25 protein-coding genes are annotated in these 21,229 nt (G+C 63.6%); 6 read left to right on the top strand and 19 right to left on the bottom strand.

Features of this window, described 5'->3' with window-relative positions; genetic code table 11:
* Positions 1–3: 3 nt before the first annotated feature.
* Positions 4–456, bottom strand: a complete 453-nt coding sequence (locus D3H54_RS20690) for a ketosteroid isomerase-related protein (RefSeq protein WP_149380735.1) — start codon at positions 454–456, stop codon at positions 4–6.
* A gap of 209 nt (positions 457–665) precedes the next feature.
* Here D3H54_RS20690 and D3H54_RS20685 point away from each other — a divergent pair, with 209 nt between their 5' ends.
* Entirely contained in the window at positions 666–1,910 is a 1,245-nt protein-coding gene (locus D3H54_RS20685; RefSeq protein WP_149380733.1) for an acyl-CoA dehydrogenase family protein, read from the top strand.
* Here D3H54_RS20685 and D3H54_RS20680 read toward each other — a convergent pair.
* Entirely contained in the window at positions 1,901–2,944 is a 1,044-nt protein-coding gene (locus D3H54_RS20680; protein WP_149380731.1) for an LLM class F420-dependent oxidoreductase, read from the bottom strand. The two genes, D3H54_RS20685 and D3H54_RS20680, sit on opposite strands and share 10 nt — an antisense overlap.
* A gap of 113 nt (positions 2,945–3,057) precedes the next feature.
* On the opposite strand from D3H54_RS20680, the gene D3H54_RS20675 reads away from it, so the two are divergent.
* Entirely contained in the window at positions 3,058–3,930 is an 873-nt protein-coding gene (locus D3H54_RS20675) for a hypothetical protein (RefSeq protein ID WP_149380729.1), read from the top strand.
* Here the strand turns inward: D3H54_RS20675 and D3H54_RS20670 are convergent.
* From D3H54_RS20670 to D3H54_RS20615, 12 genes are all read right to left on the bottom strand, one after another.
* Complete coding sequence (locus tag D3H54_RS20670) at positions 3,862–4,437, bottom strand: TetR/AcrR family transcriptional regulator (protein WP_286198950.1); 576 nt, start codon at positions 4,435–4,437, stop codon at positions 3,862–3,864. The two genes, D3H54_RS20675 and D3H54_RS20670, sit on opposite strands and share 69 nt — an antisense overlap.
* 116 nt (positions 4,438–4,553) lie before the next feature.
* Positions 4,554–5,357: an enoyl-CoA hydratase/isomerase family protein gene (locus D3H54_RS20665; RefSeq protein ID WP_149380725.1), complete on the bottom strand. Its 804-nt coding sequence runs from the start codon at positions 5,355–5,357 to the stop codon at positions 4,554–4,556.
* A 43-nt stretch (positions 5,358–5,400) separates the two neighbouring features.
* Positions 5,401–5,880, bottom strand: a complete 480-nt coding sequence (locus D3H54_RS20660; RefSeq protein ID WP_432246608.1) for a CAP domain-containing protein — start codon at positions 5,878–5,880, stop codon at positions 5,401–5,403.
* A gap of 24 nt (positions 5,881–5,904) precedes the next feature.
* On the bottom strand, positions 5,905–6,279 hold the full coding sequence (locus D3H54_RS20655) for a DUF732 domain-containing protein (RefSeq protein ID WP_432246363.1): 375 nt from the start codon (positions 6,277–6,279) through the stop codon (positions 5,905–5,907).
* A complete protein-coding gene (locus D3H54_RS20650; protein WP_149380721.1) occupies positions 6,246–7,715 on the bottom strand; it encodes an MCE family protein in 1,470 nt (489 codons plus the stop codon). The genes D3H54_RS20655 and D3H54_RS20650 overlap by 34 nt, the downstream gene beginning before the upstream one ends.
* A 1-nt stretch (position 7,716) precedes the next feature.
* A complete protein-coding gene (locus tag D3H54_RS20645; RefSeq protein WP_149380719.1) occupies positions 7,717–8,856 on the bottom strand; it encodes a virulence factor Mce family protein in 1,140 nt (379 codons plus the stop codon).
* Positions 8,853–10,175 (bottom strand): MCE family protein, encoded by a 1,323-nt coding sequence (locus D3H54_RS20640; RefSeq protein WP_149380717.1) that lies wholly within the window; start codon positions 10,173–10,175, stop codon positions 8,853–8,855. Before D3H54_RS20640 ends, D3H54_RS20645 begins: the two co-directional genes overlap by 4 nt.
* Positions 10,172–11,488, bottom strand: coding sequence for an MCE family protein (locus D3H54_RS20635; RefSeq protein WP_149380715.1), 1,317 nt, complete (start codon positions 11,486–11,488; stop codon positions 10,172–10,174). Before D3H54_RS20635 ends, D3H54_RS20640 begins: the two co-directional genes overlap by 4 nt.
* Positions 11,485–12,513, bottom strand: a complete 1,029-nt coding sequence (locus D3H54_RS20630) for an MCE family protein (RefSeq protein WP_149380713.1) — start codon at positions 12,511–12,513, stop codon at positions 11,485–11,487. The genes D3H54_RS20635 and D3H54_RS20630 overlap by 4 nt, the downstream gene beginning before the upstream one ends.
* Before the next feature lie 28 nt (positions 12,514–12,541).
* Positions 12,542–13,945, bottom strand: a complete 1,404-nt coding sequence (locus D3H54_RS20625) for an MCE family protein (RefSeq protein WP_149383649.1) — start codon at positions 13,943–13,945, stop codon at positions 12,542–12,544.
* Positions 13,946–13,947: 2 nt separating this feature from the next.
* Positions 13,948–14,802 (bottom strand): ABC transporter permease, encoded by an 855-nt coding sequence (locus D3H54_RS20620; RefSeq protein WP_149380710.1) that lies wholly within the window; start codon positions 14,800–14,802, stop codon positions 13,948–13,950.
* Positions 14,803–14,812: 10 nt separating this feature from the next.
* Complete coding sequence (locus tag D3H54_RS20615; RefSeq protein WP_149383648.1) at positions 14,813–15,526, bottom strand: MlaE family ABC transporter permease; 714 nt, start codon at positions 15,524–15,526, stop codon at positions 14,813–14,815.
* A gap of 257 nt (positions 15,527–15,783) precedes the next feature.
* On the opposite strand from D3H54_RS20615, the gene D3H54_RS31870 reads away from it, so the two are divergent.
* Positions 15,784–15,909 (top strand): hypothetical protein, encoded by a 126-nt coding sequence (locus tag D3H54_RS31870; protein ID WP_286198949.1) that lies wholly within the window; start codon positions 15,784–15,786, stop codon positions 15,907–15,909.
* Here the strand turns inward: D3H54_RS31870 and D3H54_RS20610 are convergent.
* From D3H54_RS20610 to D3H54_RS20595, 4 genes are all read right to left on the bottom strand, one after another.
* Positions 15,897–16,346, bottom strand: a complete 450-nt coding sequence (locus D3H54_RS20610) for a response regulator (RefSeq protein WP_149380708.1) — start codon at positions 16,344–16,346, stop codon at positions 15,897–15,899. The two genes, D3H54_RS31870 and D3H54_RS20610, sit on opposite strands and share 13 nt — an antisense overlap.
* On the bottom strand, positions 16,343–17,935 hold the full coding sequence (locus D3H54_RS20605; protein ID WP_149380706.1) for a sensor histidine kinase: 1,593 nt from the start codon (positions 17,933–17,935) through the stop codon (positions 16,343–16,345). Before D3H54_RS20605 ends, D3H54_RS20610 begins: the two co-directional genes overlap by 4 nt.
* Positions 17,932–19,143: a PP2C family protein-serine/threonine phosphatase gene (locus D3H54_RS20600; RefSeq protein ID WP_149380704.1), complete on the bottom strand. Its 1,212-nt coding sequence runs from the start codon at positions 19,141–19,143 to the stop codon at positions 17,932–17,934. The genes D3H54_RS20605 and D3H54_RS20600 overlap by 4 nt, the downstream gene beginning before the upstream one ends.
* A 119-nt stretch (positions 19,144–19,262) precedes the next feature.
* Positions 19,263–19,769, bottom strand: coding sequence for a hypothetical protein (locus tag D3H54_RS20595; protein WP_149380702.1), 507 nt, complete (start codon positions 19,767–19,769; stop codon positions 19,263–19,265).
* A 48-nt stretch (positions 19,770–19,817) separates the two neighbouring features.
* On the opposite strand from D3H54_RS20595, the gene D3H54_RS20590 reads away from it, so the two are divergent.
* Complete coding sequence (locus D3H54_RS20590; RefSeq protein ID WP_149380701.1) at positions 19,818–20,165, top strand: hypothetical protein; 348 nt, start codon at positions 19,818–19,820, stop codon at positions 20,163–20,165.
* An 8-nt stretch (positions 20,166–20,173) separates the two neighbouring features.
* Here D3H54_RS20590 and D3H54_RS20585 read toward each other — a convergent pair whose 3' ends face one another.
* Positions 20,174–20,365 carry a hypothetical protein gene (locus tag D3H54_RS20585; RefSeq protein WP_149380699.1) on the bottom strand — a complete coding sequence of 64 codons (192 nt, stop codon included), beginning with the start codon at positions 20,363–20,365 and terminating at the stop codon, positions 20,174–20,176.
* 133 nt (positions 20,366–20,498) lie between these two features.
* On the opposite strand from D3H54_RS20585, the gene D3H54_RS20580 reads away from it, so the two are divergent.
* Entirely contained in the window at positions 20,499–20,882 is a 384-nt protein-coding gene (locus D3H54_RS20580) for a hypothetical protein (protein ID WP_432246607.1), read from the top strand.
* 12 nt (positions 20,883–20,894) lie between these two features.
* Positions 20,895–21,227: a cupin domain-containing protein gene (locus tag D3H54_RS20575; RefSeq protein WP_149380695.1), complete on the top strand. Its 333-nt coding sequence runs from the start codon at positions 20,895–20,897 to the stop codon at positions 21,225–21,227.
* Positions 21,228–21,229: the final 2 nt, after the last annotated feature.

The raw sequence follows: 21,229 nt of genomic DNA, 5'->3' as shown, positions 1-21,229 counted from the left end.
CTTTCAGACCAGGGCCGGCGACTTGGCGACGGCGGTGGGGTCGACGGGCAGTCCCAAGTCACGCACGGCGGTGGCGCAATCCCAGAAGCTCTCCTCGCGCTTGATGCGCCCGTCGCTGTCATAGATGTGGAAGGTGATTCCGCGCGCACCCGGTACCTTGCCGTCGGTCGGCACACCGACGAAGGCGGCCGCAGTCGGCGCATGCCAGGTCCAGCGGTAGATGGCCGCCTTCTCGTCGCCGACAACCTCATCGATGCGGAAGTTGTTGATACCGATGCCATTTTCGGTGTCTTTGTTGGCGTAGGGTGCGAACACCCGCAGCAGCTCATCCTTCGAGGTGACCGACTGTCCCAGGATTGGATCCTCGAACAGGAAGTCGTCGGCATAGAGAGCGACGACAGCCTCGGCGCTCTCCCGGAACGCCTTCAGCCACTTGACGGCGAATGCATGGCTCATGAAGCGGTTCTCCTCGGTGGGTTGGACGAATGCTTCGACGGTATGCAGGCTGTCTCGTTGCGACGACTATCACCGGGAGGAAACCGACTGCCCCTAGGGGGGAGGGCTTCCCCTGTCGTTGGAGCGAGTTACCCCCTGTGAGGGGTGTGCAGGCGCGAACAGGAGAGCAGCATCGGCCGCAGTCAGCACTGACGGAGATGGAGAATGTAATGCTGAATCAGGATATGACCGACGAAGAGTTCGCGCCCTATTTCGCAAAGGCTCAGGAGGTCTCACAGTTCTTCCGCGAGATCGGGCCCAAGTACGACGAGGAGAACACCTTCGCCTACCCGTCCATAGACGTGTTCAAGAAGTCGGGCCTGGGTGCGCTGCCGGTGCCGAAGGAATACGGGGGTGCAGGCGGAAACATCCTGCACGTCTCCAAGGTGGTGTCTGAGCTGTCGCGCGGCGACTCGGCCATCACGCTGGCCTACAACATGCACTACATCATGGTCGGAATCGCCGGCAACTTGATGAGCGAAGAGCAGAAGAAGCTCTGGCTTGGCCGCGTGGCCGATGGTGCCCTGATCTTCGGACCGTTCTCCGAGAAGCGCGCCGGTTTCTCCGGCCTGGCCGATATGCGGGCCGTACCCCAACCCGACGGGGGCTGGAAGCTCTACGGCAAGAAGACCTGGGGAACGCTCAGTGAGGCCGCCGACATCATCACCACGAACGCCACCGAGACCGACCCCGACGGAAACCTGCCGGACACTTTCGAGGGACGCGTTGCCGCCGAGAAGCTGTTCGTGGGTGATTTCAAGGTCGACGACAACGGAATCGGCGATGGCGTACGCATCGAGAAAACCTGGAACGCACTGGGCATGCACGCCACCGGTACCCAGGTCATTCATTTCGACGGTTATTACGTCCCCGCTGACGGCTTCATCTGCGGTTGGCGCGCAGGCGCTTTCGGTGTGCTCGAGTGGGCATCGTTGATGTTCGCCAGCATCTACCTCGGTATGCAGTACCGGATCCTGGAGGAGACCACAGCCAAGCTGTCCAAGAAACACTTGGGTGCCACTTTCGGCGCGATCGTGGCCGCCGATACGGAGGTGAAGACCGTGGGGCACATCATCGACGGCATCGGCGAGATGGCGACCAAGGTGCAGCTGTCGAAGCGCGTGGTCTATCAGACCTGCGAGGACCTGATCCAAGGTCGCGACAAGGAGTGGGCGCCGGAGCTTCGATTCCCATACCTGGGTATCGCCAAGACTTTCACCTCAGAGAACGTCATGCACATGGCCCGCAGGGCGATGAGCATGGTCGGCGGGGAGTCCTTCCGTAAGGGCACTATCTTCGAGCGCCTGTACCGTGATTCGGCGGCGTCGATGTTCCAGCCGCTCAATGCCGATCAGACGCAAACCTACATCGGTGAGTTCATGCTCAACACCGCTGCCGCGGCGAATCAGGCCTGACCCGCGGACCGGATGCCCTCGACGACGGCCGCTTCACTGGCCTCGTCGAGGGCGTACGGTGTGTAGAGAGTGAAGCGGTCCACGAAACCTCCAAAGCGCCGAACAATCTGCTGCCCAACATCTTTGGGCTCACCGGCTACGGCGAAGGTGGACAGCACCTCGTCATCGATGAGAGCCGTCATATCGGTCCAGGCCCCCACTTTGGAGAGCCGGTGCAGTTCGGTATGCAAATCGCCCCAGCCGTGCAGATCTAACACGGCACGGTACGCGGGAGTGGCGCCGTAGAAAGCGATTTGGCGACGCACCTGGGCCAGCGCGTTGACATAGTCTCGCTCGTCACCGGCCGTTGCCACCAGGCCGGGGTAGCAGACGGTGAAGTCTGCTCGGCGCCGGTCGGTCATGCTGAGCCCCGTCTCGATAGTCGGCATGGTCACCTCCCGTAGGTATCTGGACGTGGTGAAACCGTGAACGAGCATCCCGTCGGCGACCTCTGCGGACACCGCGGTCATCTTCGGACCCACCGCCGCCACCACCACCCTTGGTGTGCCGAACGGGTTGGGCTCGGGACTGAACATCGGCGTCATCAGGGTGTGTTGGTAGAAATCGCCACGAAAGTCCAGCTTCTCGCCGGTCTGCCAGCTTGCCCAAATCGCCCGCAGTGCTTGCACGTACTCGCGCATCCGCTCGGCCGGCGCTGACCACGGCATGCTGAACCGACGTTCGACATGCGCCCGGATCTGTGAGCCGACACCGAGGATGAAACGGCCCTTGCTGAATGTATTCAGATCGTTTGCCACCACCGCCGTCGTCATCGGGCTGCGGGCAAACGCCACGGCCACTGCGGTCCCCACCTGCATCTGCGGCGCATTCTGCGCCGCAATCGCCAAAGGCAGGAACGGGTCCCGGCTGACCTCGGTCGACCACACACCGTCGAATCCGACGCGTTGTGCGGCGCGGACCTGGTCGGCAAGGATTGCGAAGTCTGCGCCACCGGTGCCATCGATGGTGCCGCCGATATTGGTGTCGACATACACCAGCGCAGCCTCGCATTAACTTTTCCTCACGGGCTACCCGCACTTCCCGGTGGGGGGAGAAAAATCCCCCGAGTGGTGCAGATCGACTGCGACAGGCGCCATAGGTTGGCGACATGGGACGTATGTCTGACGAGGTGATGCAACATCCGCTGAGCTTGCTCTGGCAGAACATCTTCACCTGGGCGAGTTGGGGAATCGTCCTTGGGATGCTGACCATTGCCGTCCTCATGGGTCTGCGACAGCGAACACCGTTCTATGTGATCGCGTGCCTGGCAGCAGCCGTGGCTGCGTTTGCCGAGCCACTCTACGACGTCGCGTTCGACCTGTGGTTCTACGATGCCCATGCCGACGGGGCGCCGGGTGCGGCATTCAGCCACTTCTCCGCATTCGGTGTGGTGCAACCGATCTGGACCCACAGCGGCTACGTCATTCTCTACGCCGCTGCGCCGCTCTACATCGGACGGCTGATCTACGAAGGACGGCTGAGCAGGCGAGGGCTGTTCCTCGTGTGGGGGGCCGAGATGCTGATGTCGACCGTGTTCGAAGTCGTCGGGACCGGAACCGACGTCTACACCTACTACGGTCCTTTCGTCGGCCGGATCTGGAACTACCCGGCTGTCATCGGTGTGCTGGAGGGGACGCAAACCGTGCTCTTCACGCTGGTGGCGGTTCTGATCTGGCGGAAGGTCTCGACGAGTTGGGGTCTGCTGAGCCTTTTCGCGGTCTTCCCGATCACCTTCTTCGGCGCGAATTTCGGTCTCGGCGCACCGGTCATCATCGCGCTGCACCTGGACGGCGGACTGTCGAGCGATGCACTGGTCGCCGCCGCGACGATCGTCTCGATGTTGCTCTGCGCCTTCACTGTCTACGGGCTTAGCAGGTTCCTGCCGGAGGGCCCGGTCGAGGGCGTGCAGCAGTCAACGGGCGACGTTGAGCACCGCCCGAGCGGCTTGGGTGAGCAGCAGCCGCAAGCGGTCCTCGGCTAGACCCACACCGTGGAATAGCGCCGACTGGATGGCGCCGATCGCGGCATGGACCACGGTGCGCGCCTCGGCGTCGTTGAGGTCGGCCCGCAGCTCGTCGACAAGGTGGACCCACTCCTCGAGATAGAGGCGCTGCTTGCGCCGCAGCCGACGTTGGTCGTCCTCGGGCAGGTTGTTGATCTCGTTGTGGTAGACCTGCGCCAATTCGCGGTCTCTGACCACGAATTCGACCTGGCCGGCGATCAGCCGGTCCAGTGCGCTGGTCAAATCCTCGGTGGTCTGCAGTATCTCGTGCTCGTCGCGCAGCAGGTCGTCGATGGCTTGGTCGAACAGCGCCACCAGAACTGCGGACTTGCTGTCGAAGTGGCGGTACACCCCGGAGCCGGTGATTCCGGCGGCCGCACCGATCTCGGCGATGGAGACGGCGTGGTACCCCTTACGGGCGATCAGGTCGGCGGCAGCGGCCAGGATCCGGGACTTGCGTTCGGGATCGCGGGTGCGGGTAGTCACCCGGGCCGTACGTGACGGGTCGGCGACGATGATCCCACCTCCAGAAGTGTATGGAGATTCATTATGCATCGGCGTCGAACTCTAGTTATGAAACGTCGATAGTGAATCGTCGGCAGTCACGTGTTGCGCCAGAGCGGGTCGCGCTTCTCCTTGAATGCCCGCACGCCCTCCGCCAGGTCTTCGGTGGTGAAGGCCAGGGCCAGTTGAGCTTGCAAGTAGTCCAGCGCCGAACCGAGGGGTAGGTCCCGGGTCACGGCTAGGGCCTTCTTGCCCATCCCCAGCAGCAGTGGCGACTTGGACGCGATGGTGGCAACCCACTCGCGCACGGCCCCGTCGAACTGTTCGTCGGGCACCACGCGGTTGACCAAGCCCGCGTCGAGCGCCTCGGCCGCCGACAGCAATCGACCGGTCATCATCAGCTCGTTGGCGATCAGTCGCCCCGTCGCTCGAAATATGAGCGCCGAGATCATGAAGGGAAATGCGCCGACGTTGATCTCGGGGCAGCCCAGTCGGATCGACTGTTTGGCGATCACCAGATCACAGGCCAATGCGATCCCGAGTGATCCCGCGAGGACGTCACCGTTAGCCGCGCACACCACCGGTTTGGTGATCGAGGCCAGCGTGTGGAACAGGCGTGGAAAGCGGTCAAGCTCATTGTATTTGGCAATGGTCGCGCGAGTATCGGCGAACGCGTCAAGGTTGCCGCCAGAGGAAAACACGGTGTCGTGTGACGATGTCAGGACGATCACACGTACCTCGGGATCGGCAACTGCGCGGTGCAGGCCGGCGATCAGCTGATCGAGCAAGGCGTCGGACAACGCGTTACGTCGCTGCGGGTCATCCAAGATCAGGTAGGCGGCAACCGGCGCATCGGGTTCTGGCCCTGTTCGGCGCGGATCATAGGCGACGAGCTGAGTCATCCGTCCTCCATTGCGGCAGTGATCCCTGAGCGGTGTGGAACGCTCATGAAGGCTGGCCGTAGACGGCGACGACCACCGAACGGTCCAGGCTGTTCTCCGACCACACGCCGATCGCGGTGTTGGCGCAGTTCGACATGATGGCCATGTACGCGGGGTTGTAGTACCACTGGTTGATCACGTCAAGGTTGTTGATGGCAAGTGCCGGATTGATCGCGACAGTCTCGGCGACTGTCCCCGCGAAACCCGCTGCTATCGCTCGTGATTGGGGAGTCGAACCATCCGAGCCGATGTCGCCATCGAGGCTCCGATTGTTCAGGATGTCGACGGCCTGCCATTGCGCAGCCAGCGTCAGTGCCGGATTCTTCTTGACCCTGTTGGTGCAGCCGGCCTGATGCGCAACGGTGTAGACGTTGGCCACGACGCCGTTGTTCAGTCGTGAGTTATCGGCGCGCGCGGTGGCGGTGGTGGCGGCCGCCGCCACGCATACCAGTGCGGCCACTGCAACGCGGGTGGCTACCCGCATCACCCGATCGGTCATTGTTGCTCCCTATTGCCCAGGTTGGCCGACGTAGTGCGCCGCGGACTGCCGCAGTTGCCAGATGAGCTCCGGACACAGTTCGTTGGCGGCCTGATTGATCAGATAGACGGCCTGGTATTCGTCGGTGGTTGCGAAGTCGGACATTGTCTCGCTCACGAGCTGTGAGTAGCTTCGGCCCTGGCTGATCTTGGCGCAGATTCCGTTGCCGTAGGCCAGCGCCGCGTCGGCGTTGGGAAAGTCGTACCCCGGCCGGACCGTCACGTTCACCAGATAGGCGACGGCGTCGGCGTGCACCGGCTGGGCGGTAACCATGCCACCGAGCCCACCTGCGACCATCAGCCCGAAGATACTCAAGACCCGGGCGGCAACAGCATTGACTGCCATGTGTTGTCCTGTTTCGTCGGCTGGCCCAAATCAGATTGGGTGTATTGGCGCCCGTTAGGGCCGACATAGGTTCCGTTGGCCGGGTCGTATTCGGCGACGCCGAGCAACGGAGTGGGCGGGGGAGCTGTCGGCATGTCCAGGCTGGGTGGCGTTGATCCTGGCGGTAATTGGGGGATGTCCTGACCCGAAAGCGTGGCGTTGGGGTCACCCTTCCAGTTGTATCCGTCGTTGAGCGGCACGTACTGCTGATCGCTCTCACATAGCTTCACGGTGGGGGCCCGTTTACCCGGAACCGTTTCGCACGGAATGTTGCGCGCACCACGGACATTGAACGGGGAGTCCTGCGGGGTGCGGCAATACAGATCCCCGGGTGCTCGATCCGGGTGGTCGGTCAGGTTCGGGATGCGGGCCTGCTGAGCCGGCAGGAAACCGGTCGTGCAGGCTGGGGGCAGATTGACGTTGAGGTTGAACGACAGGTATTCCCCCCGGTACGCCTGCTCGGTGTTGGCGTTGGCGACGAAGGTGCCCTGTCCCTCGGCAACCGCTTGCGGCAAGAGCACCAGCAGCTGCTCGATGTCGTTCTGGTAGCTGATCGCCACCTTCCCCACGCTGGAAAGGTTGGCCATGATGACGGGCAGGGTCGGCTTCAGACGTTCCATGAGCTTGCGCGCTTCTTGGGACGCCACGATGATTCCCTGCTGATCGATGAAGCCTGCCACGGACTTGTCGGCGCGCTGCAGATCGGCGGTGACGGTGGCCAGATGAGACGCCCAGGCCTGAATTGCCGCCGATGTCTGGACCTGTGAGTCGAACACAGGCTTGGAGTTGTCGATGAGGTTGATCAGCGGGTCCAGATTCTTGCGGGCGTCGATCGCCAGCGTCGTAGAACCCTTGACGATGTCCGACAGTTGCGGCCCCAAGCCGCCGACCGCCTTGTAGGACTCATCGATGGCAGTCTTCAGGTTGTCACGGGGAATCGCTTGCAGGCCGGAATTCGCCTCGTCGAGAAGAGAATTGATATCGGGTGGTATCGAGGTCTCTGACCGTGGGATGACGTCCCCGTTCTGCAACGGCCGGGTGGATCCGTTGGTGGGAATCAACTCGACGTACTGCTCACCGATGGCGGATTGGCTGTGCACTTCGGCTTTGAGATCGGAGGGGATCTTGATGCTGGAATTCAGCGACAGCACCGCATCGACGCCGGAATCGGTGAGGTTCACCGACTCCACCCGGCCGACTTCGACGCCGCGGTAGGTCACGTTGCCGGTGCTGTAGAGACCACCGGTCTCGGGAAGTTGCACCGTCACGCTGTAGCGGCCGACGCCGAACAACTTCGCAGGCAGTTTCAGGAAGTACAGCCCCATGACAGCGATGGCGGTCATCGCGATGACGGTGAAGATCGCCAACTGGATCAGCATTCGTCGGCTCAGATGCATGTCACGGTCCCTGATCGAACTGGTACGGCGCAACCAGCGGGTTGGACTTGGTATACGGGCTGGGGAACTGGCCGATGGTTCGGCCCCACTGCATCTCCAGCTCGGTGAGATCACCCTCCCACCTCGTGCCGGTGAAGATGCCCTGGTCGATCCGGCTCAGCGTGAGGTCCACGATGGCTGTCATGTTGGCGTAGTCCCCGCGTTGCCACTTTTCGATGGTCTCGTTGGGGAACGGGAAGGTGAGGATGAGGCTCAGGGCGCGCGTCATGCTGGGACCCGCGTTCGCCAGCGATTCCAGCACCGGCCCAATGTCCTTGAGCTCCTTGACGAGATTCACTTTGCTCTGGTTGACCGTGTTGGTCACGAGATCACCGAATTTGCCGAGCTGATCGGCGGCCTCAACGAGGTTGTCCCGCTCGTTGTTGAGCACCGCCAGCGCTTCGGGGACCGTCTTGAGCGCCTTATCGAGCACCGGCTGGTTGGCCGCGAAGGTACCGGCCAACTTGTTGAGGCTGTCGGCGGCAGCGATGATGTCGTCGCTCTGGGTGTTGAGATGGGCTGTGAATTGATCGATCTCACTGATGATGTTGCGGAGATCTTGCTCTCGACCGCGGAACGCGGTGCTGAATGCTTCGGTGATGTCCTGAATTTGGCCAAGGCCCCCGCCGTTGAGCACCGTTGACACTGCGGCGAGCGTCTGCTCGACCGTGGGATACGACTTCGAATGCGACAGCGGGATCAACGACCCTTCGTGCAGTCGCCCTTCCGGTGGCGCGTCGGTCGGTGGGCTCAGCTCGATGTGCTGTGAGCCGAGAATACTGGTGAGGCCGATTTTCGCGGTTGCGTTGCCGGGCAGCTTCACATCGCCGTTGAGTCGCATGGTCACCCGTGCATGCCAGCCTTGCAACTCGATGCTGGTGATGTGGCCCACCGTCGCGTCACCCACACGCACCCGCGAATTCGGCTGGATGTTGTTGATGTCCGGCATTTCTGCTGTGACGGTGAACGACCCGGGGCCGTTGCCCTCCGTTCCCGGCAACGGTAACGAGTTCAGACCCTGCCAGCCGCTGGGACTGCATCCTGCCGTACTGGCCGTGATCGCGACTGTCGCTGCGATGGTGGTCACTGTGCGATATTTCATGACCCACCTCCCGGTGGTGTCATCATGCCGGTCAGCCCGGCATTCGGGTCGGTCGACATCACGGGTGTTGAAGGAGCTGCCTCGGCCGGCAATGGCGCCTGGGGAGGTATGGCCGTCGGCGGCGGTGCGGGTGTCGTTGCCGGCGGCACGAAGTCCGGCCGCAACCAATCCTCGCTGTAGGTGACTTCATTGGGCCGCGCCTGCGCGCCGACCAGGAAGTTCTCCCCGATCGGAGGGAAGTTGTACTGCCGGTTCTTGATGATCGGCGCGAGGTATTGGACGCACAGCTTCGATGCTTGCTCAGCGCCCAGACGCGACGCGGCCTGAATCGCGCCGCACAGGAACGATATTGGGTTGGCGAAGTTGTTGACCGCAAGCGCCCCGGTGAAGGCGCCGTTGGATGCTTCGTAGATGTTGGTGAAGTTGGCGACGGTCGATGGCGCAATGTGCAGTGTCTGTTTGATGTCGTCGAGGCTTTCGTTCAGTGCAGTGCTGATCGAGGCCAACTTGTCAGTCGTGGTGCCGATGGCGTCGGCGTTCTCGTCAACGAAGCTCCGTACGTCCCCGATGACCGAGTTCATATCGGCGAACGCGTCACCGATCTTGGTCGGGTCGTCGGCAAGTAGACCCGTGACGGTGGCCAGGTTCTGGTTCAGCTGACCGAGCAGATCGCTGCTGCCCCGCAATGCCGTGACCAACACCGAGAGATTGCGGAAGGTCGCGAAGATGTCCGAGCTGTGGTCACCCAGGACCGACATTGCTTGGGATAGTTTGACAATGGTGTCGTGGATGTCGCCGCCCTGACCGCGCAGGTTGTCCGCGGCGGTGTTGATGAAGGCTCCCAGCGTGCTGACCCCGCCGGGCGTCGTCGGCTTGAGGAGTTCGGTGATCCGCTGCAGCTGAACCCGAACTTGATCCCACTCGACGGGAACCACGGTGCGCTTCCGCGGGATCACCGCACCACCGTTCATGGTGGGTCCACCCGAATACACCGGTGTCAATTGGATGGCGCGGCCGGTAACCAGCATCGGCGACAAGATCGCGGCCTTGGCGTCAGCGGGAACCTTGTACTTGCGGTCGAACCAGAAGGAGATCTTCACCCCGTCCGGTTGCGGTTCTACCTTCTCGACCCGGCCCACTGGGACGCCGAGGATCCGTACGTCGTCACCGGGGAACAGCGCTGTGCTGTTGTCGAAGTAGCCGACCACATGTGTCTCGTTCGCCTGATTGTATGCGCGAACGGCGAATACGAGTCCGGCGACGAGGATCAGTACCAACACGGCGGCCAGAGCCACCCGAGGGTTTCGCAGCTTCGTCACTGCTGACCTCCCGATTCGGCGCTCTGCGTCGGCTCTCCGGGAGCGGGCACCAGGAGCGGAGCGGGCGTGGGCTCCGGTGTCGAGGCGATCTCGGGCGGCGATGCCGCCGGCGGTCCGGGTGGTGGCCCGCCGGCGGGCGGAGCCGGCAGCGGTGCGCGATACGGGTAGCGCGGATCGCCCGGCTTGCCCGTGATCGCATCCGGGAGCGTCAGATTCGGATCGCCGCCCTGCCCGGTGCGCGGGAAAGGCACCGGGAGTGCAGGTGTGCCCGGCTGCCCAACCTGAGGATCCGTACGCAAGGAGGGCAGCAGTGTGGCAGGGTCGGCGCCCAGGTCCGAGAACGCCGCGTCGATGAACGGTTGAACGAATTGTCCGGGCAAGAGATTGACGACGTAGGCCTTGAAGAACGGACCTGACGACACAGACTCGCCGAGCGACATCGCATAGGCGTTGAGCCGCTTGACAGCATCCTGCACCTTCGCCTTCCGGTCATCGACGATGGTCAAAACCCCGTTCAACTTTTCCAGGGCCGGCTTCAGTGTTGCTCGGTTGTCGGCAACGAAACCCTTCAATTGCTGCGACACCGCGGAGATATTGCGCCAGATCTTGTCGAGAGACGCACTCTGCGCGTTGAGTGCGATGAGCAACGAGTTCGTCTGGTGGACCAGTTGCACGATCTGGTCTGTGCGATTCGCCAGGACCTCAGTCGTTTTGGCGGCGTTGGCCAGTAGGTTGCGCAGTTCGGCGTCTTGCTTGTTGAGCATGTCGGCGAAGCGGGCCACGCCGGTGACCGCATTGTGGAGGTCCGACGGCGTGTTGGCGAATGTCTCTGCCATGGTCGCAAGGGATTGCGACAGCTGGTCGGTGTTGAGTCCGCTGATGGTGGTGGTCAAATCGCCCAGTGCGTCAGGGAGTTGGTATGGCGAGGTGGTCCGGTCAATCGGAATCGGCCCCGAGAGGTCGCCGTTGCCTCGGGGGATCACGTCGAGCATCTTGGTGCCCAGCAGTCCTTTGGTCTTGATCGCTGCCACGGTGCGATCACCCAGATGTACGTCGCCGTTGATACGGAACTTCACCAAGACGTGCTGTCCGTCGAGCTCGATGCTGGCCACCTTGCCGACCGGCAGGCCTGACACCTCGACGCCGGCGCCGGTGAACAGCCCGCCCGCCTCGGCGAAGTACGCCGAATAACTGTGGCCAAGGTTGAGGAACGGGATCTTCTGCCAGTTCAGCGCCCCCATCACAATGCCTGCGATGACGACGGCGCCGATCGCTCCGAGGATGACGGGATTACGTTCGGAAAAGGACTTCATTTCGGCGTACACCGCCCGGTGTCCTGGCCGGCCACCTTGACGTAAACAGGCTGTCCACCTTTACCATTGAGTTTCAAAACCAAGTCGCACAAATAGAAGCTGAAGAAGTCGCCGTACATGCCTTGGCGGCCCAGAGCGCGGTATTTGTCCGGCAGCGTGTCGATCAACCTCGCCAGATACTCATGGTCGGCGACTGCGATTGCGGAGACCCGATCGGTCTCATGGACCACCTTCTGAAAGGGGCCTCGAGCCTGGGTGAGTAAGTCCGCCACCGAGGCGGCAGCGGCGTTGGTGTGTTGGAAGGCATTCGCGATGTCCGTCCGCCGGGCATCGAGGCCTTCGACAAGCCCGGCAAGGTTGGTGACGGCCTTGTCCAACTGTCCGCTCTGACTGCCGACGGTTCCCAGCACCGCGTTGAGATTGGTGATGACCTCGCTGATCAACTGGTCACGGTCGGCGAGGGTATTCGTGAAAACCGCCGCCTGATCGAGGAAGGAGCCGATTGTGGCGCCCTGGCCTTGTAGGGCATTGTTCAATTGTCCGCTGAGGTCGTTGACCTGCTCGGGACTCAGGGCACGGAAGAGCGGTTTGAAGCCACCGATGACCGAGTCCAGATCGAGCGCTGGGGCGGTGTGGTCGACAGGGATGGTCTGGCCTGGTTCGAGTCGCTTGACACCACCTGTCCCTTCTTCAAGGGCAAGGAACCGTCCGCCGATCACGTTGTCGTAGCGAATGATTGCTCGAGTGCCCTCTGTGAGCATCACTGAATCCCTGGCGGAGAAGGCAACTCGGACCGATGCGTCCCGGTTGATGACGATGTCGTCTACCTTGCCAACCTCGACTCCCGCGATGCGGACGAAGTCGCCCTTCTTCAAGCCGGTCACATTGGTGAATACGGCGTTGTAGGTCTTGCCTTCGTCGAATCGGAACTGGGCGAAGACGGCAAGCAGAGCGAACGCGCCGAAGAAGCAGACGGTCAGGAAGATACCGAGTCGCCAAACGGTGCCCCTCAGTTGGTTCTTCACCGTTGAGTCTCCTGTCGGATGTCGATGGTCATGGCGTCGGCGTCGCTGGCGCTGTCTGGTCGGCCGGAGCTGCTACCGGCGGAGAAGGCGCCGGGGCGGGCTCCGGGGCGGGAGGTACACCGGGCCACAGTGGGAGGCCGCCCGGCCCGTACCAGGCTGCGCCGTACGGTGGCATTCCCGGTCCAGGGTCAGGCCCTGGAGCAGGGCCCGGTAAGCACTGCCGGATGCTGGGTGGCCGCGGATTCGCACGTGTGACGGGGAACCAGTCGGCCCAACAGGGATGTCCGAGGCCTGGATTCGGCCTAACGTCCAAACCGGTGCCCCACCCGGTGTTGGTGATGAGCTGGCGCACCGGGAAGTTCTTGGTGGGGTCAGGCATCGACCCACAGCCCGGCTTACCGCCGGGACCGCCCTTGGCCGCTACGATCGGCAGGTTGTCCGGGTACTGGTAGGGATCGTTGCCCAATAGGAGAGCAACGTCGAACATCGCCGACTTACCGTCCTTTCCGGCCCATGCGTCATAAGCACCGTTGTCGAGTGTCCATTTCGCACCTTCGAGCCAGCACGTGTAGACGGGGTTGTACTTCAGCAGCAGGGCGGTCGTCGGCTCGAGAGTATTCACGGCGTCAACAAGCTTGTCGCCGCTGGTACTCAGCAGATCGCGGCCGGATTGGGCGAATCCGATCGTGTTGAGCAGCAACGCATCCAGGTTCTGGGCACGGCTGGCGACAGTTGCGCTGAAAGTGCTGCCGGCATTGAGTATCGCCACCAGGTCGGGTGCGGCCGCGGCGTAGGTGTCGTTGAGATTCTTGAATGACCGCCAATCCTGCTGGATGACATCGCTGCGATCGTTGAGAGCCTTCAGCACTTGATTGAGGTCGGTGGTGGCTTCGGCCATCCGCGGACCCTGGCCCCGAACTCCGTCGGCCACCGCGGTCAACACCGCGTTCAGCTTGGCGGGGTCAACCATGTCAAGGAGATTCACCACGTTCTCGAAGACCGTGTTGACTTCGGTCGTCACATTCGCCGAGCGCAGTACGGCACCCGCGGAGATGCGTTGCGGGCTGGGATCCGACGGATAGACGAGGTCGACGAACTTGGCGCCGAACGCGGTCGTGGACCTGATCTGCGCCCCGACGTTGGCCGGGATGTACCGAACCTGATCCGGGTCGATCTCGAGGCGCAGACTGGCCGGGCCCTGACCACCTTGGATCTGAGCGACTCGGCCGACCTGGACCCCGCGCATCTTCACCTTGGCCCCGGTTTCCATCACCAGGCCCGAGCGATCCGAAGTCAGAGTCACAGGAACGTAGGACCGGAAGGTGCCGGCGAACGCGGTGCCCGTCACGAAGAAGAAGGCGCCGATGGCGACGAGCAGCACGACCGTCCACCAGCGGTCGTGTAGACGGTTGTCTCCGGGTCGGGGTTCCATCGTCACCCTGCCAGGTTGAAGTTGCCCGACTGCCCGTAGACGGCCAGGGAGATCATGACGATTTCAACTGCCGCGACAACCATCGACGTGCGGACCGCACGCCCCACTGCCTCGCCGACACCGGCCGGACCGCCCTTCGCTGTGTATCCGTAATAGGTATGGACCAGCATGATGACGACGGTCATGGCCACCGACTGCATGAACGACCAGATGACGTCGGTGGGGTTGAGGAACGTGTTGAAGTAGTGGTCGTAGACCCCCGACCCCTGGCCGTAGATCGCGACGGTCCCGGTGCGGGCAGCCAGGAATGCCATCATGACCGCGATGCAGTACAGCGGGATGACCACGACAACGCCGGCCACCACTCGGGTGGATGCCAGGTAGGTGACCGACCGGATCCCGATCACTTCCAGCGCATCGATCTCTTCGTTGATGCGCATCGCGCCGATCTGCGCAGTTGCCCCGGCGCCGATAGTGGCCGACAGCGCCACTGAGACGGTCCCTGGAACGATCAGCCGAACGTTGAAGAATGCTGATGCGAAACCGGTCAGTGCCTCGAACCCGACGGAGGCCAGTTGGTTGTACCCCTGGACGGCGACGAGCGCCCCGGTAGTCATCGTCAAGAACCCGACGATGGCCACGGTGCCACCGACCACCGCGAGGGCGCCCGACCCCAGCCCCATCTGTGCAATGAGGCGAAGAAGTTCTTTCCGGTAACGAGTCGCCGCCTCCGGCACTGCCGCAACGGTTTTGACGTAGAAACGGGTTTGCGCGCCGACTCGGTTCCAGCCGTCGGCGACATTGTGGATGGTGATGCCCAGCTTGGGGTGAAGGCGGCTGGGAAATCCGGTGGTCACCGAATTGACCTCATGAGACGGTGAATTGGATGCCGACGGCCGTCACGATCACGTTGATCGCGAATAGCACCATGAACGTGAACACGACCGTCTCGTTGACGGCATTGCCGACACCTGCGGGTCCGCCATCGACCGAAATCCCTTTGTAACAGGCGATGAGGCCGGCTGCCAGGCCGAACAGTGTGGCTTTCGTCAACGAGACAACCACGTCGCCCATGCCGGTCAGCAATGTCATCCCGGCGGCGAAGGCGCCAGGGGAGACGTGCTGGATGTAGACGCAGAAGATGTATGCGCCGGCGAGGCCGGTGAGGATCACCGTTGCCGACAGAGCCAATGCCACAGTCGTTGCGGCCAAGACGCGTGGAACGACAAGCGCCTGTATCGGATTGATGCCCATGACTTTCAGCGCGTCGAGTTCTTCACGAATCGTGCGGGCACCAAGATCGGCGCACATAGCCGTGGCTCCCGCGCCCGAGACAACCAGCACCGTGACGATGGGGCCGATCTGGTTCACCGTTCCGATCGCGGCCCCGGTGCCGGAGAAATCCGTAGCACCGAACTCGCCGAGCAGGATGTTGAAGGTGAAGACAAGTAATACCGAGTAGGGCAGCGTGAGCATGAGCGCGGGCAGTACCGAAACTCGCGCGACGAACCACGTCTGCAGCAGGTACTCCTGCCACGCGAATGGGGGGCGGAACATCGCCACCACAGTGTCCAGCGACATGGCGATGAACCCACCGAAGGCCCGGACCGGCTTGGCCAGCGGCGCGGCCACGGTCACGAGCGGCTCTCAAATCGCCGTCTGTGGTTGCTGGCAGCGCAATTGCGGAGACAGCAGTGGGGGAAACGCGGCGCTGCTCCGGTCGGCAGCCTGCGTTCTTCGATGACGACCGACGGCATGGCCGAACGGTATCGTGAGCTTTGCTGGGTTGCTGCTCCTCAATAGGGGCGACTTTCTACCCCGAAAGAGTTAGCTAGCTGATGAGCGGCCGTCGCCTGCGGAACGCCATCGCAACGGCTCTCACCGAGGACGCGCCCGTCGTCGGCGTCACCGTCTCACATCCGGACGTGCCCGCGCCGGGCAGCACCGGGTGTTACCGGGGCTGACCCCCGGGAAGCCGGACCACCTGGACGAAGAATTCGTCGATCTGCCGGACCGCGCTCATGAACTGGTCGAGGTCGACCGGTTTGGTGACATAGGCGTTTGCGTGCAGCTTGTAGCTGCGCAGGATGTCCTCTTCGGCCGACGAGGTGGTGAGCACGACCACCGGGATGGTGCTCAGGTCGTCGTCGGACTTGATCTTCTCGAGCAGCTGGCGCCCGTCGTACTTGGGCAGATTCAGGTCGAGCAGGATGAGGTCCGGCCGCGGGGCGTCGGCGAACTGGCCGCGCCGGTACAGGTAGTCCAAGCCTTCCTGTCCGTCGTGCACCACATGCAAGGTGTTCTTGAGCTTGTTGTGCTCGAACGCCTCTCGGGTGATCAGCTCGTCTCCGGGGTCGTCCTCGATGAGCAGGACGTCGATGGCGCGACTGCTGTCGCTCATGAAGCGGTTCCTTCCAGTTGCAACGCATGTGTTTCTGGTGCGAGATGGGCGGGCAGGGTGAAGCGGAACCGGGTCCCGCCGTCGTAGGCGGTGTCGATCGAGATGGTGCCGCCGTGGTGTTCGACGATCTTCTTGACCAGGGCCAGGCCGATTCCGGTGCCCGCGTATGCATCCCGGCCGTGCAGGCGCTGAAAGATCACGAAGACTTTGTCGACGAATTCGTCGGCGATTCCGATTCCATTGTCGGAGAACGTGAACACCCACTGTCCCTCGTCATCGCCGGTACCGGTTTCGGAGGTGATGGTGATGCGTGGGGCAACATCGTCGCGGCGGAACTTCACCGCATTGCTGACCAGGTTCTGCCACAACATCGTCAGCAGGGTCGGGTCACCGGTCACCGTGGGCAACGGGCCGGAGCGGGTGATCTCGGCGCCGGTCTCCTCGATCGCGGTGGACACATTGGCGATAGCCGCGTCGAGCACGGTATCGAGGTTCACGTCGACCTGGGTGGAGTGCAGCCGGCCGACTCGCGAGAACGTCAACAGGTCGTTGATCAGAACCTGCATCCGCTTGGCGCCGTCGACGGCGAAATCGATGTACTGGTGGCCACGGTCGTCGAGCTGGTCGCCGTAGCGCTTCTCCAACAGCTGACAGAACGACGCGACCTTACGCAGCGGCTCCTGCAGGTCATGCGACGCGACGTAGGCGAACTGCTCCAGCTCGGCGTTGGACCGTCGTAGCTCGGCGGCCTGTTCATCCAGTTGTGCGCGAGCGTCGCTGGAGGCCTTGAGTTCATCGACGATGCGCCGCCGCATGTCCTCGACGTCAGCGGCGATCGCGCGAATGTCCTTGGGGCCTTCGGGATTGATCCGCTCGTCGAAGCTTCCCTTGGTGATGCGCCGGCAAGCTGATGCCAACGCCTCCATCGGCCGGGTCACCGCATTGCGAACCAGAATCGTGATCGCGAAACCGGTGATCAGGAAGGCGGCGATCACCACCCCCAAGACCCGGTCGCGCCACGCCTGAGCCGAGTTGAGTTGATTGAGCGCGTCGGTGCGCGCCGTGGCGAGGTGCTGATTCTGGGCGTCGAAAAGCGTCCTCAGGGAGTCGAACTTCGCCTTCCCGGACTCCGCGGTCGTCTTCGTCAACACGCTGGGTGACCCCGGCGTGACGCTGGCGATCAAGGGGTCCGCGTATTCGCTGCGCCACGCCGCTGTCGACTTCTCGATCGCATCCAGATCGGCGAGCAACTCGGGGCGACCGGCCAGGTGGCGCCGAATGGCCTGCGCTGCAGTCTGTTCGGTGCGCTGGCCCTCGTAGTAGGGGTCCAGGAACTGCGGGTCGGCGGCGATGACGTAGCCGCGGACCGCGGTTTCCTGATCACGTAACGCGGCCTGCAGCTGGTAGGCGCCGACACGGGCGGGCTGGATCTCGTCGATCAGCTGCCGACTGGTGTCGTCGGTTCGGTTGAGCAGCACTGCGGCCACCAGTGCCCCGCCGAGTACCACCACGCCGACCACCAGCAGCACGATGCTGAGCCAGCCTCGCACGGTCATACCGGACAGCCGGGTGCCCGCGACCTCTTTCATCGGCGGGTCCGTTCCACCCGCAGTACCGCGATGTCGTCGGTGATTCCGCCGTGCGAGGCCGCGCGTGCTTCGGCGCCCTCGATGAGAGCCTTCACGAATTCGGGCCCGGGCAGGTCGGCGATCGAGCGGGCGATTTCGAGCAGACCCTCTTCGCCGAGTCGCTTCTCGCCGTCACCTGAGTGCCCCTCGAAGAGTCCGTCAGTGAGCAGGACCATTCCGTGGCCGTCGGGCAGCTCCAACTCGTTCTGCGGCCACTGCTGCGCACCCAGACCCAGGGCCGGTCCGGGTGGCGGCTCGATCCATTCGACGGTGCCCGGTCCGTGGAGCAGCATTCCGGGGTGCCCGGCGCGGACGGCGGTGAAGCCCAGCGAGTTAGGCGCCAGCGCCACACTGAGCACGGTCGCAAAGATGCCGCTGCCTGCACGCTCGGCTCGCAGGACCTGCTCGAGGCGGCGCATCCGGTCGTTGCCGCGGAGTCCCGCGAACGTCAGGGCCCGCCAGCCGATGCGCAGTGCCGCGCCCAGCGCCGCTTCGTCGGGGCCGTGGCCCGCCACGTCGCCGACCATGACGTGCACGGTGCCGTCCGGGGTCTGCACCATGTCGTAGAAGTCGCCGCCCAGCAGCGCGTTCTCCCGGCTGGGCCGGTACTGCATGACGATCTCGACACCTGGGTCATCGTTCAGCAGGGGTAACGGCAGCAGGGCACGTTCCAGACGGGCGTTCTCCTCGGCGCGCATTTGACTTGTGTGCAGGTCGACGGCGGTCAGCTCGGTGCGTTTGCGTTCGATGGCGTACAGCACCGAACGGTGCAGCGTTTCGGGCTCGACGTGCCCCTTGACGAGGTAATCCTGCGCGCCGGAGGCCATCGCCGACATGCCGAAGTGTTGGTCGTTGAGGCCGGTGAGGACGACGATCGGCAGGCCCGCGTCCAGCTTGGCCACTCGGTCCACGGCGGCGACGCCGTTGGCGTCGGGCAGGTTGAGATCGAGCAGAACGCAATCGGGCCGGTGGACGGCCAGCTTCTCCTGGGCAATAGCCATGGAAGCGGCCCACTCCACGCTGATATCGGCACCGGCTTCGGAGATCAACTCCTCGACCAGAATGGCGTCGCCCTGATCGTCCTCGATCAGCAGCAACGAAATCGGTCGTTTCGTGGCACCGGCAAAACCGGCAGGGTTCAGCACCTGAGGGTCATAGGGTGCGCGCATGAAAGATCAGATCCTTAAGTTCAGATCGGCCGCGCTTTGACCTAGGTATTCATCTGATAGCACTCCGACCCTACCGGCAGGACCCCGTCGCGCCCAACACGAGCCGGACGCGGCGCAGGTCAGCGGCGTGCCGAGCCGGTCAGCGTCTGGCCGTTGGCGCCCTGCAGCAGGCAAATTACCGTGCTGGGATAAGGATTGTCCGACGTCCGGTCCTGATCGGAGTCGATCAGGTAGCTGGTGGTGTACGCCCCTGCCGGGGCAGCGGTACCGGTGTAGCGCTGGAAGCCGGTCGCGCATTCGCGGGTGGCGACGTCGTCAAGGGCATCGTTCACAGGGATCGGCACACGTAGATAGGTCTCGGCCAGATGGGGTTGGCCACAGTCGACAACGCTGACCTGCACGACCGCGGGATCGGCGGGCGGCGGGTCGACCAGACAGTCGCCGGCCTTGAGGTCCACCCACTTCACCGGGCGGGGCTGCACCGCCGGTGTGGTCACCGCAGGCGTATTGGTCGAGGTCGGCGGGTATGTCGTGGTCGGCGTCGAGGTGGTGGTCGCTCGTCCGCCGCAGCCTGCGGCCGCGGTGATCGCGAGACCGATCAACATGCCCCACGCCGTGCTGCGCATCACCCTCTGTTTACCGCAGCGCGGTGGGAGGGTACGCGGGTTTGCATCATGACAATGCACAAGTTGACCGCCAAGGTGGCGCTGGTGACCGCGGCGGTGGCCACCACATTGACCGCGGGTGCCGGCCTGGCTCACGCCGATCCGCATGGCCCGCCGGGGCCGCCGTGGGTCCCGAACGGACCGGGCGTGAACGCCGGTGCGCCGGGCAATCCGCTGCCGCCAGGACAGGGTTACCTGCCCCCGCCGGGACACCGCGCCGACTATGACAACGTCGTGCCCGTCTGGGCTCCACCCGCGCCGCCGCCGCCTCCGTGGGCGCCGTGGCTCCCGGTGGTCTGGAATGCGGACCTGCCGGCTTGGGGCGTGTGGTGGAACGGCGGCTTCATTCAGCTGTAGGCCGCGTATCAGAAGCTGCTCTCACGACCCCGCACGAATGCCAGGAGTGCGGGGTCGTCTGAGGTGAACCGGTCGACTTCCTCGCCCCCGTCGCAGCGGTACAGCCCGACGGTGACCGACTGTGCGTGACGATCGATCACCGCCCAGTGTGCGCCGGCGTCTTCCCATCTCTGTAGTACCGCCACCTGGTCTTCGCCCATGACCACCATGATGGCTCGGCGACAATCCGGTGTCTGGCACAGTTGGGTCTCACAAGCTGGGTGCCGGCGGTGAGGGAGCGTGGTGAACCACTGGACTGCAGTCGCGGGTGCGGCGGTGTTCGTCTGGCTGGGGATGGTGCTCGCCATTTCGTTCCTGGAGGCTCCGCTGAAATTCCGGGCCCCCGGCGTCACGATTCCGCTGGGACTCGGTATCGGCCGGCTTGTTTTTCGGGCTCTCAACATCTGCGAAGCGGTGCTGGCGGTGGTCATCGTCATCGCGTTGGTGGCCGGTAGCCCCGGTCCGGGTGTCGTCGTGGCGGTCGTGGTGGCCGCCGCCGCGTTGGTGATTCAAGTGGTCGGCGTGCGTCCCGCGCTGACGCGGCGCTCGGATGCCGTTCTGGCCGACGCCAGCCAGGCTGAGGCCGGACGCTCGCGCGCGCACTACGTCTACGTCGTGTTGGAAGTCGTCAAGGTTGTGGCGCTGCTGTCCAGTGGCGTTCTGCTGCTTAGTTTTTAGTGGAGGAAACTCATGGATTCGATCTCGCTGACTCAGCTCGCCGACGATCAGCTGGCCACGGCCCGCTCGTCGAACAGTGGCCGGGCCGCACACACCGTGCACGGCGGCCACGGTCACCCGCTGCGGCAGACTCTGATCGCGCTGGCCAAAGGACATGAACTCAGCGAGCATCACACGCCGGGGGAGACGACGCTGCAGGTCCTGCGCGGCCACGTTCGGCTGGCCACCGCCGACGACGCGTGGGAAGGCCAGACGGGTGATCTGCTGGTGGTCCCGCGGGATCGGCACGGTTTGCAGGCCATCGACGACTCGGTGGTCCTGCTGACGGTGCTGGCCGACAGTTGAGT

The sequence above is a fragment of the Mycobacterium sp. ELW1 genome (assembly GCF_008329905.1).
In the GTDB taxonomy this organism is placed as follows: domain Bacteria; phylum Actinomycetota; class Actinomycetes; order Mycobacteriales; family Mycobacteriaceae; genus Mycobacterium.
This window is presented reverse-complemented; position numbering and strand designations above follow the sequence as displayed.

Coding starts and splice junctions, on each gene's coding strand:
- D3H54_RS20685 (WP_149380733.1), top strand. CDS start 666: ATGCTGAATCAGGATATGACCGACGAAGAGTTCGCGCCCTATTTCGCA.
- D3H54_RS20660 (WP_432246608.1), bottom strand. CDS start 5,880: ATGCGGGTAGCCACCCGCGTTGCAGTGGCCGCACTGGTATGCGTGGCG.
- D3H54_RS20615 (WP_149383648.1), bottom strand. CDS start 15,526: ATGTCGCTGGACACTGTGGTGGCGATGTTCCGCCCCCCATTCGCGTGG.
- D3H54_RS20665 (WP_149380725.1), bottom strand. CDS start 5,357: ATGACTCAGCTCGTCGCCTATGATCCGCGCCGAACAGGGCCAGAACCC.
- D3H54_RS20675 (WP_149380729.1), top strand. CDS start 3,058: ATGGGACGTATGTCTGACGAGGTGATGCAACATCCGCTGAGCTTGCTC.
- D3H54_RS20600 (WP_149380704.1), bottom strand. CDS start 19,143: ATGCGCGCACCCTATGACCCTCAGGTGCTGAACCCTGCCGGTTTTGCC.
- D3H54_RS20645 (WP_149380719.1), bottom strand. CDS start 8,856: ATGAAATATCGCACAGTGACCACCATCGCAGCGACAGTCGCGATCACG.
- D3H54_RS20650 (WP_149380721.1), bottom strand. CDS start 7,715: ATGCATCTGAGCCGACGAATGCTGATCCAGTTGGCGATCTTCACCGTC.
- D3H54_RS20625 (WP_149383649.1), bottom strand. CDS start 13,945: ATGGAACCCCGACCCGGAGACAACCGTCTACACGACCGCTGGTGGACG.
- D3H54_RS20605 (WP_149380706.1), bottom strand. CDS start 17,935: ATGAAAGAGGTCGCGGGCACCCGGCTGTCCGGTATGACCGTGCGAGGC.
- D3H54_RS20655 (WP_432246363.1), bottom strand. CDS start 6,279: ATGGCAGTCAATGCTGTTGCCGCCCGGGTCTTGAGTATCTTCGGGCTG.
- D3H54_RS31870 (WP_286198949.1), top strand. CDS start 15,784: ATGAGCGGCCGTCGCCTGCGGAACGCCATCGCAACGGCTCTCACCGAG.
- D3H54_RS20575 (WP_149380695.1), top strand. CDS start 20,895: ATGGATTCGATCTCGCTGACTCAGCTCGCCGACGATCAGCTGGCCACG.
- D3H54_RS20595 (WP_149380702.1), bottom strand. CDS start 19,769: ATGCGCAGCACGGCGTGGGGCATGTTGATCGGTCTCGCGATCACCGCG.
- D3H54_RS20585 (WP_149380699.1), bottom strand. CDS start 20,365: ATGGGCGAAGACCAGGTGGCGGTACTACAGAGATGGGAAGACGCCGGC.
- D3H54_RS20635 (WP_149380715.1), bottom strand. CDS start 11,488: ATGAAGTCCTTTTCCGAACGTAATCCCGTCATCCTCGGAGCGATCGGC.
- D3H54_RS20610 (WP_149380708.1), bottom strand. CDS start 16,346: ATGAGCGACAGCAGTCGCGCCATCGACGTCCTGCTCATCGAGGACGAC.
- D3H54_RS20690 (WP_149380735.1), bottom strand. CDS start 456: ATGAGCCATGCATTCGCCGTCAAGTGGCTGAAGGCGTTCCGGGAGAGC.
- D3H54_RS20590 (WP_149380701.1), top strand. CDS start 19,818: ATGACAATGCACAAGTTGACCGCCAAGGTGGCGCTGGTGACCGCGGCG.
- D3H54_RS20580 (WP_432246607.1), top strand. CDS start 20,499: ATGGTGCTCGCCATTTCGTTCCTGGAGGCTCCGCTGAAATTCCGGGCC.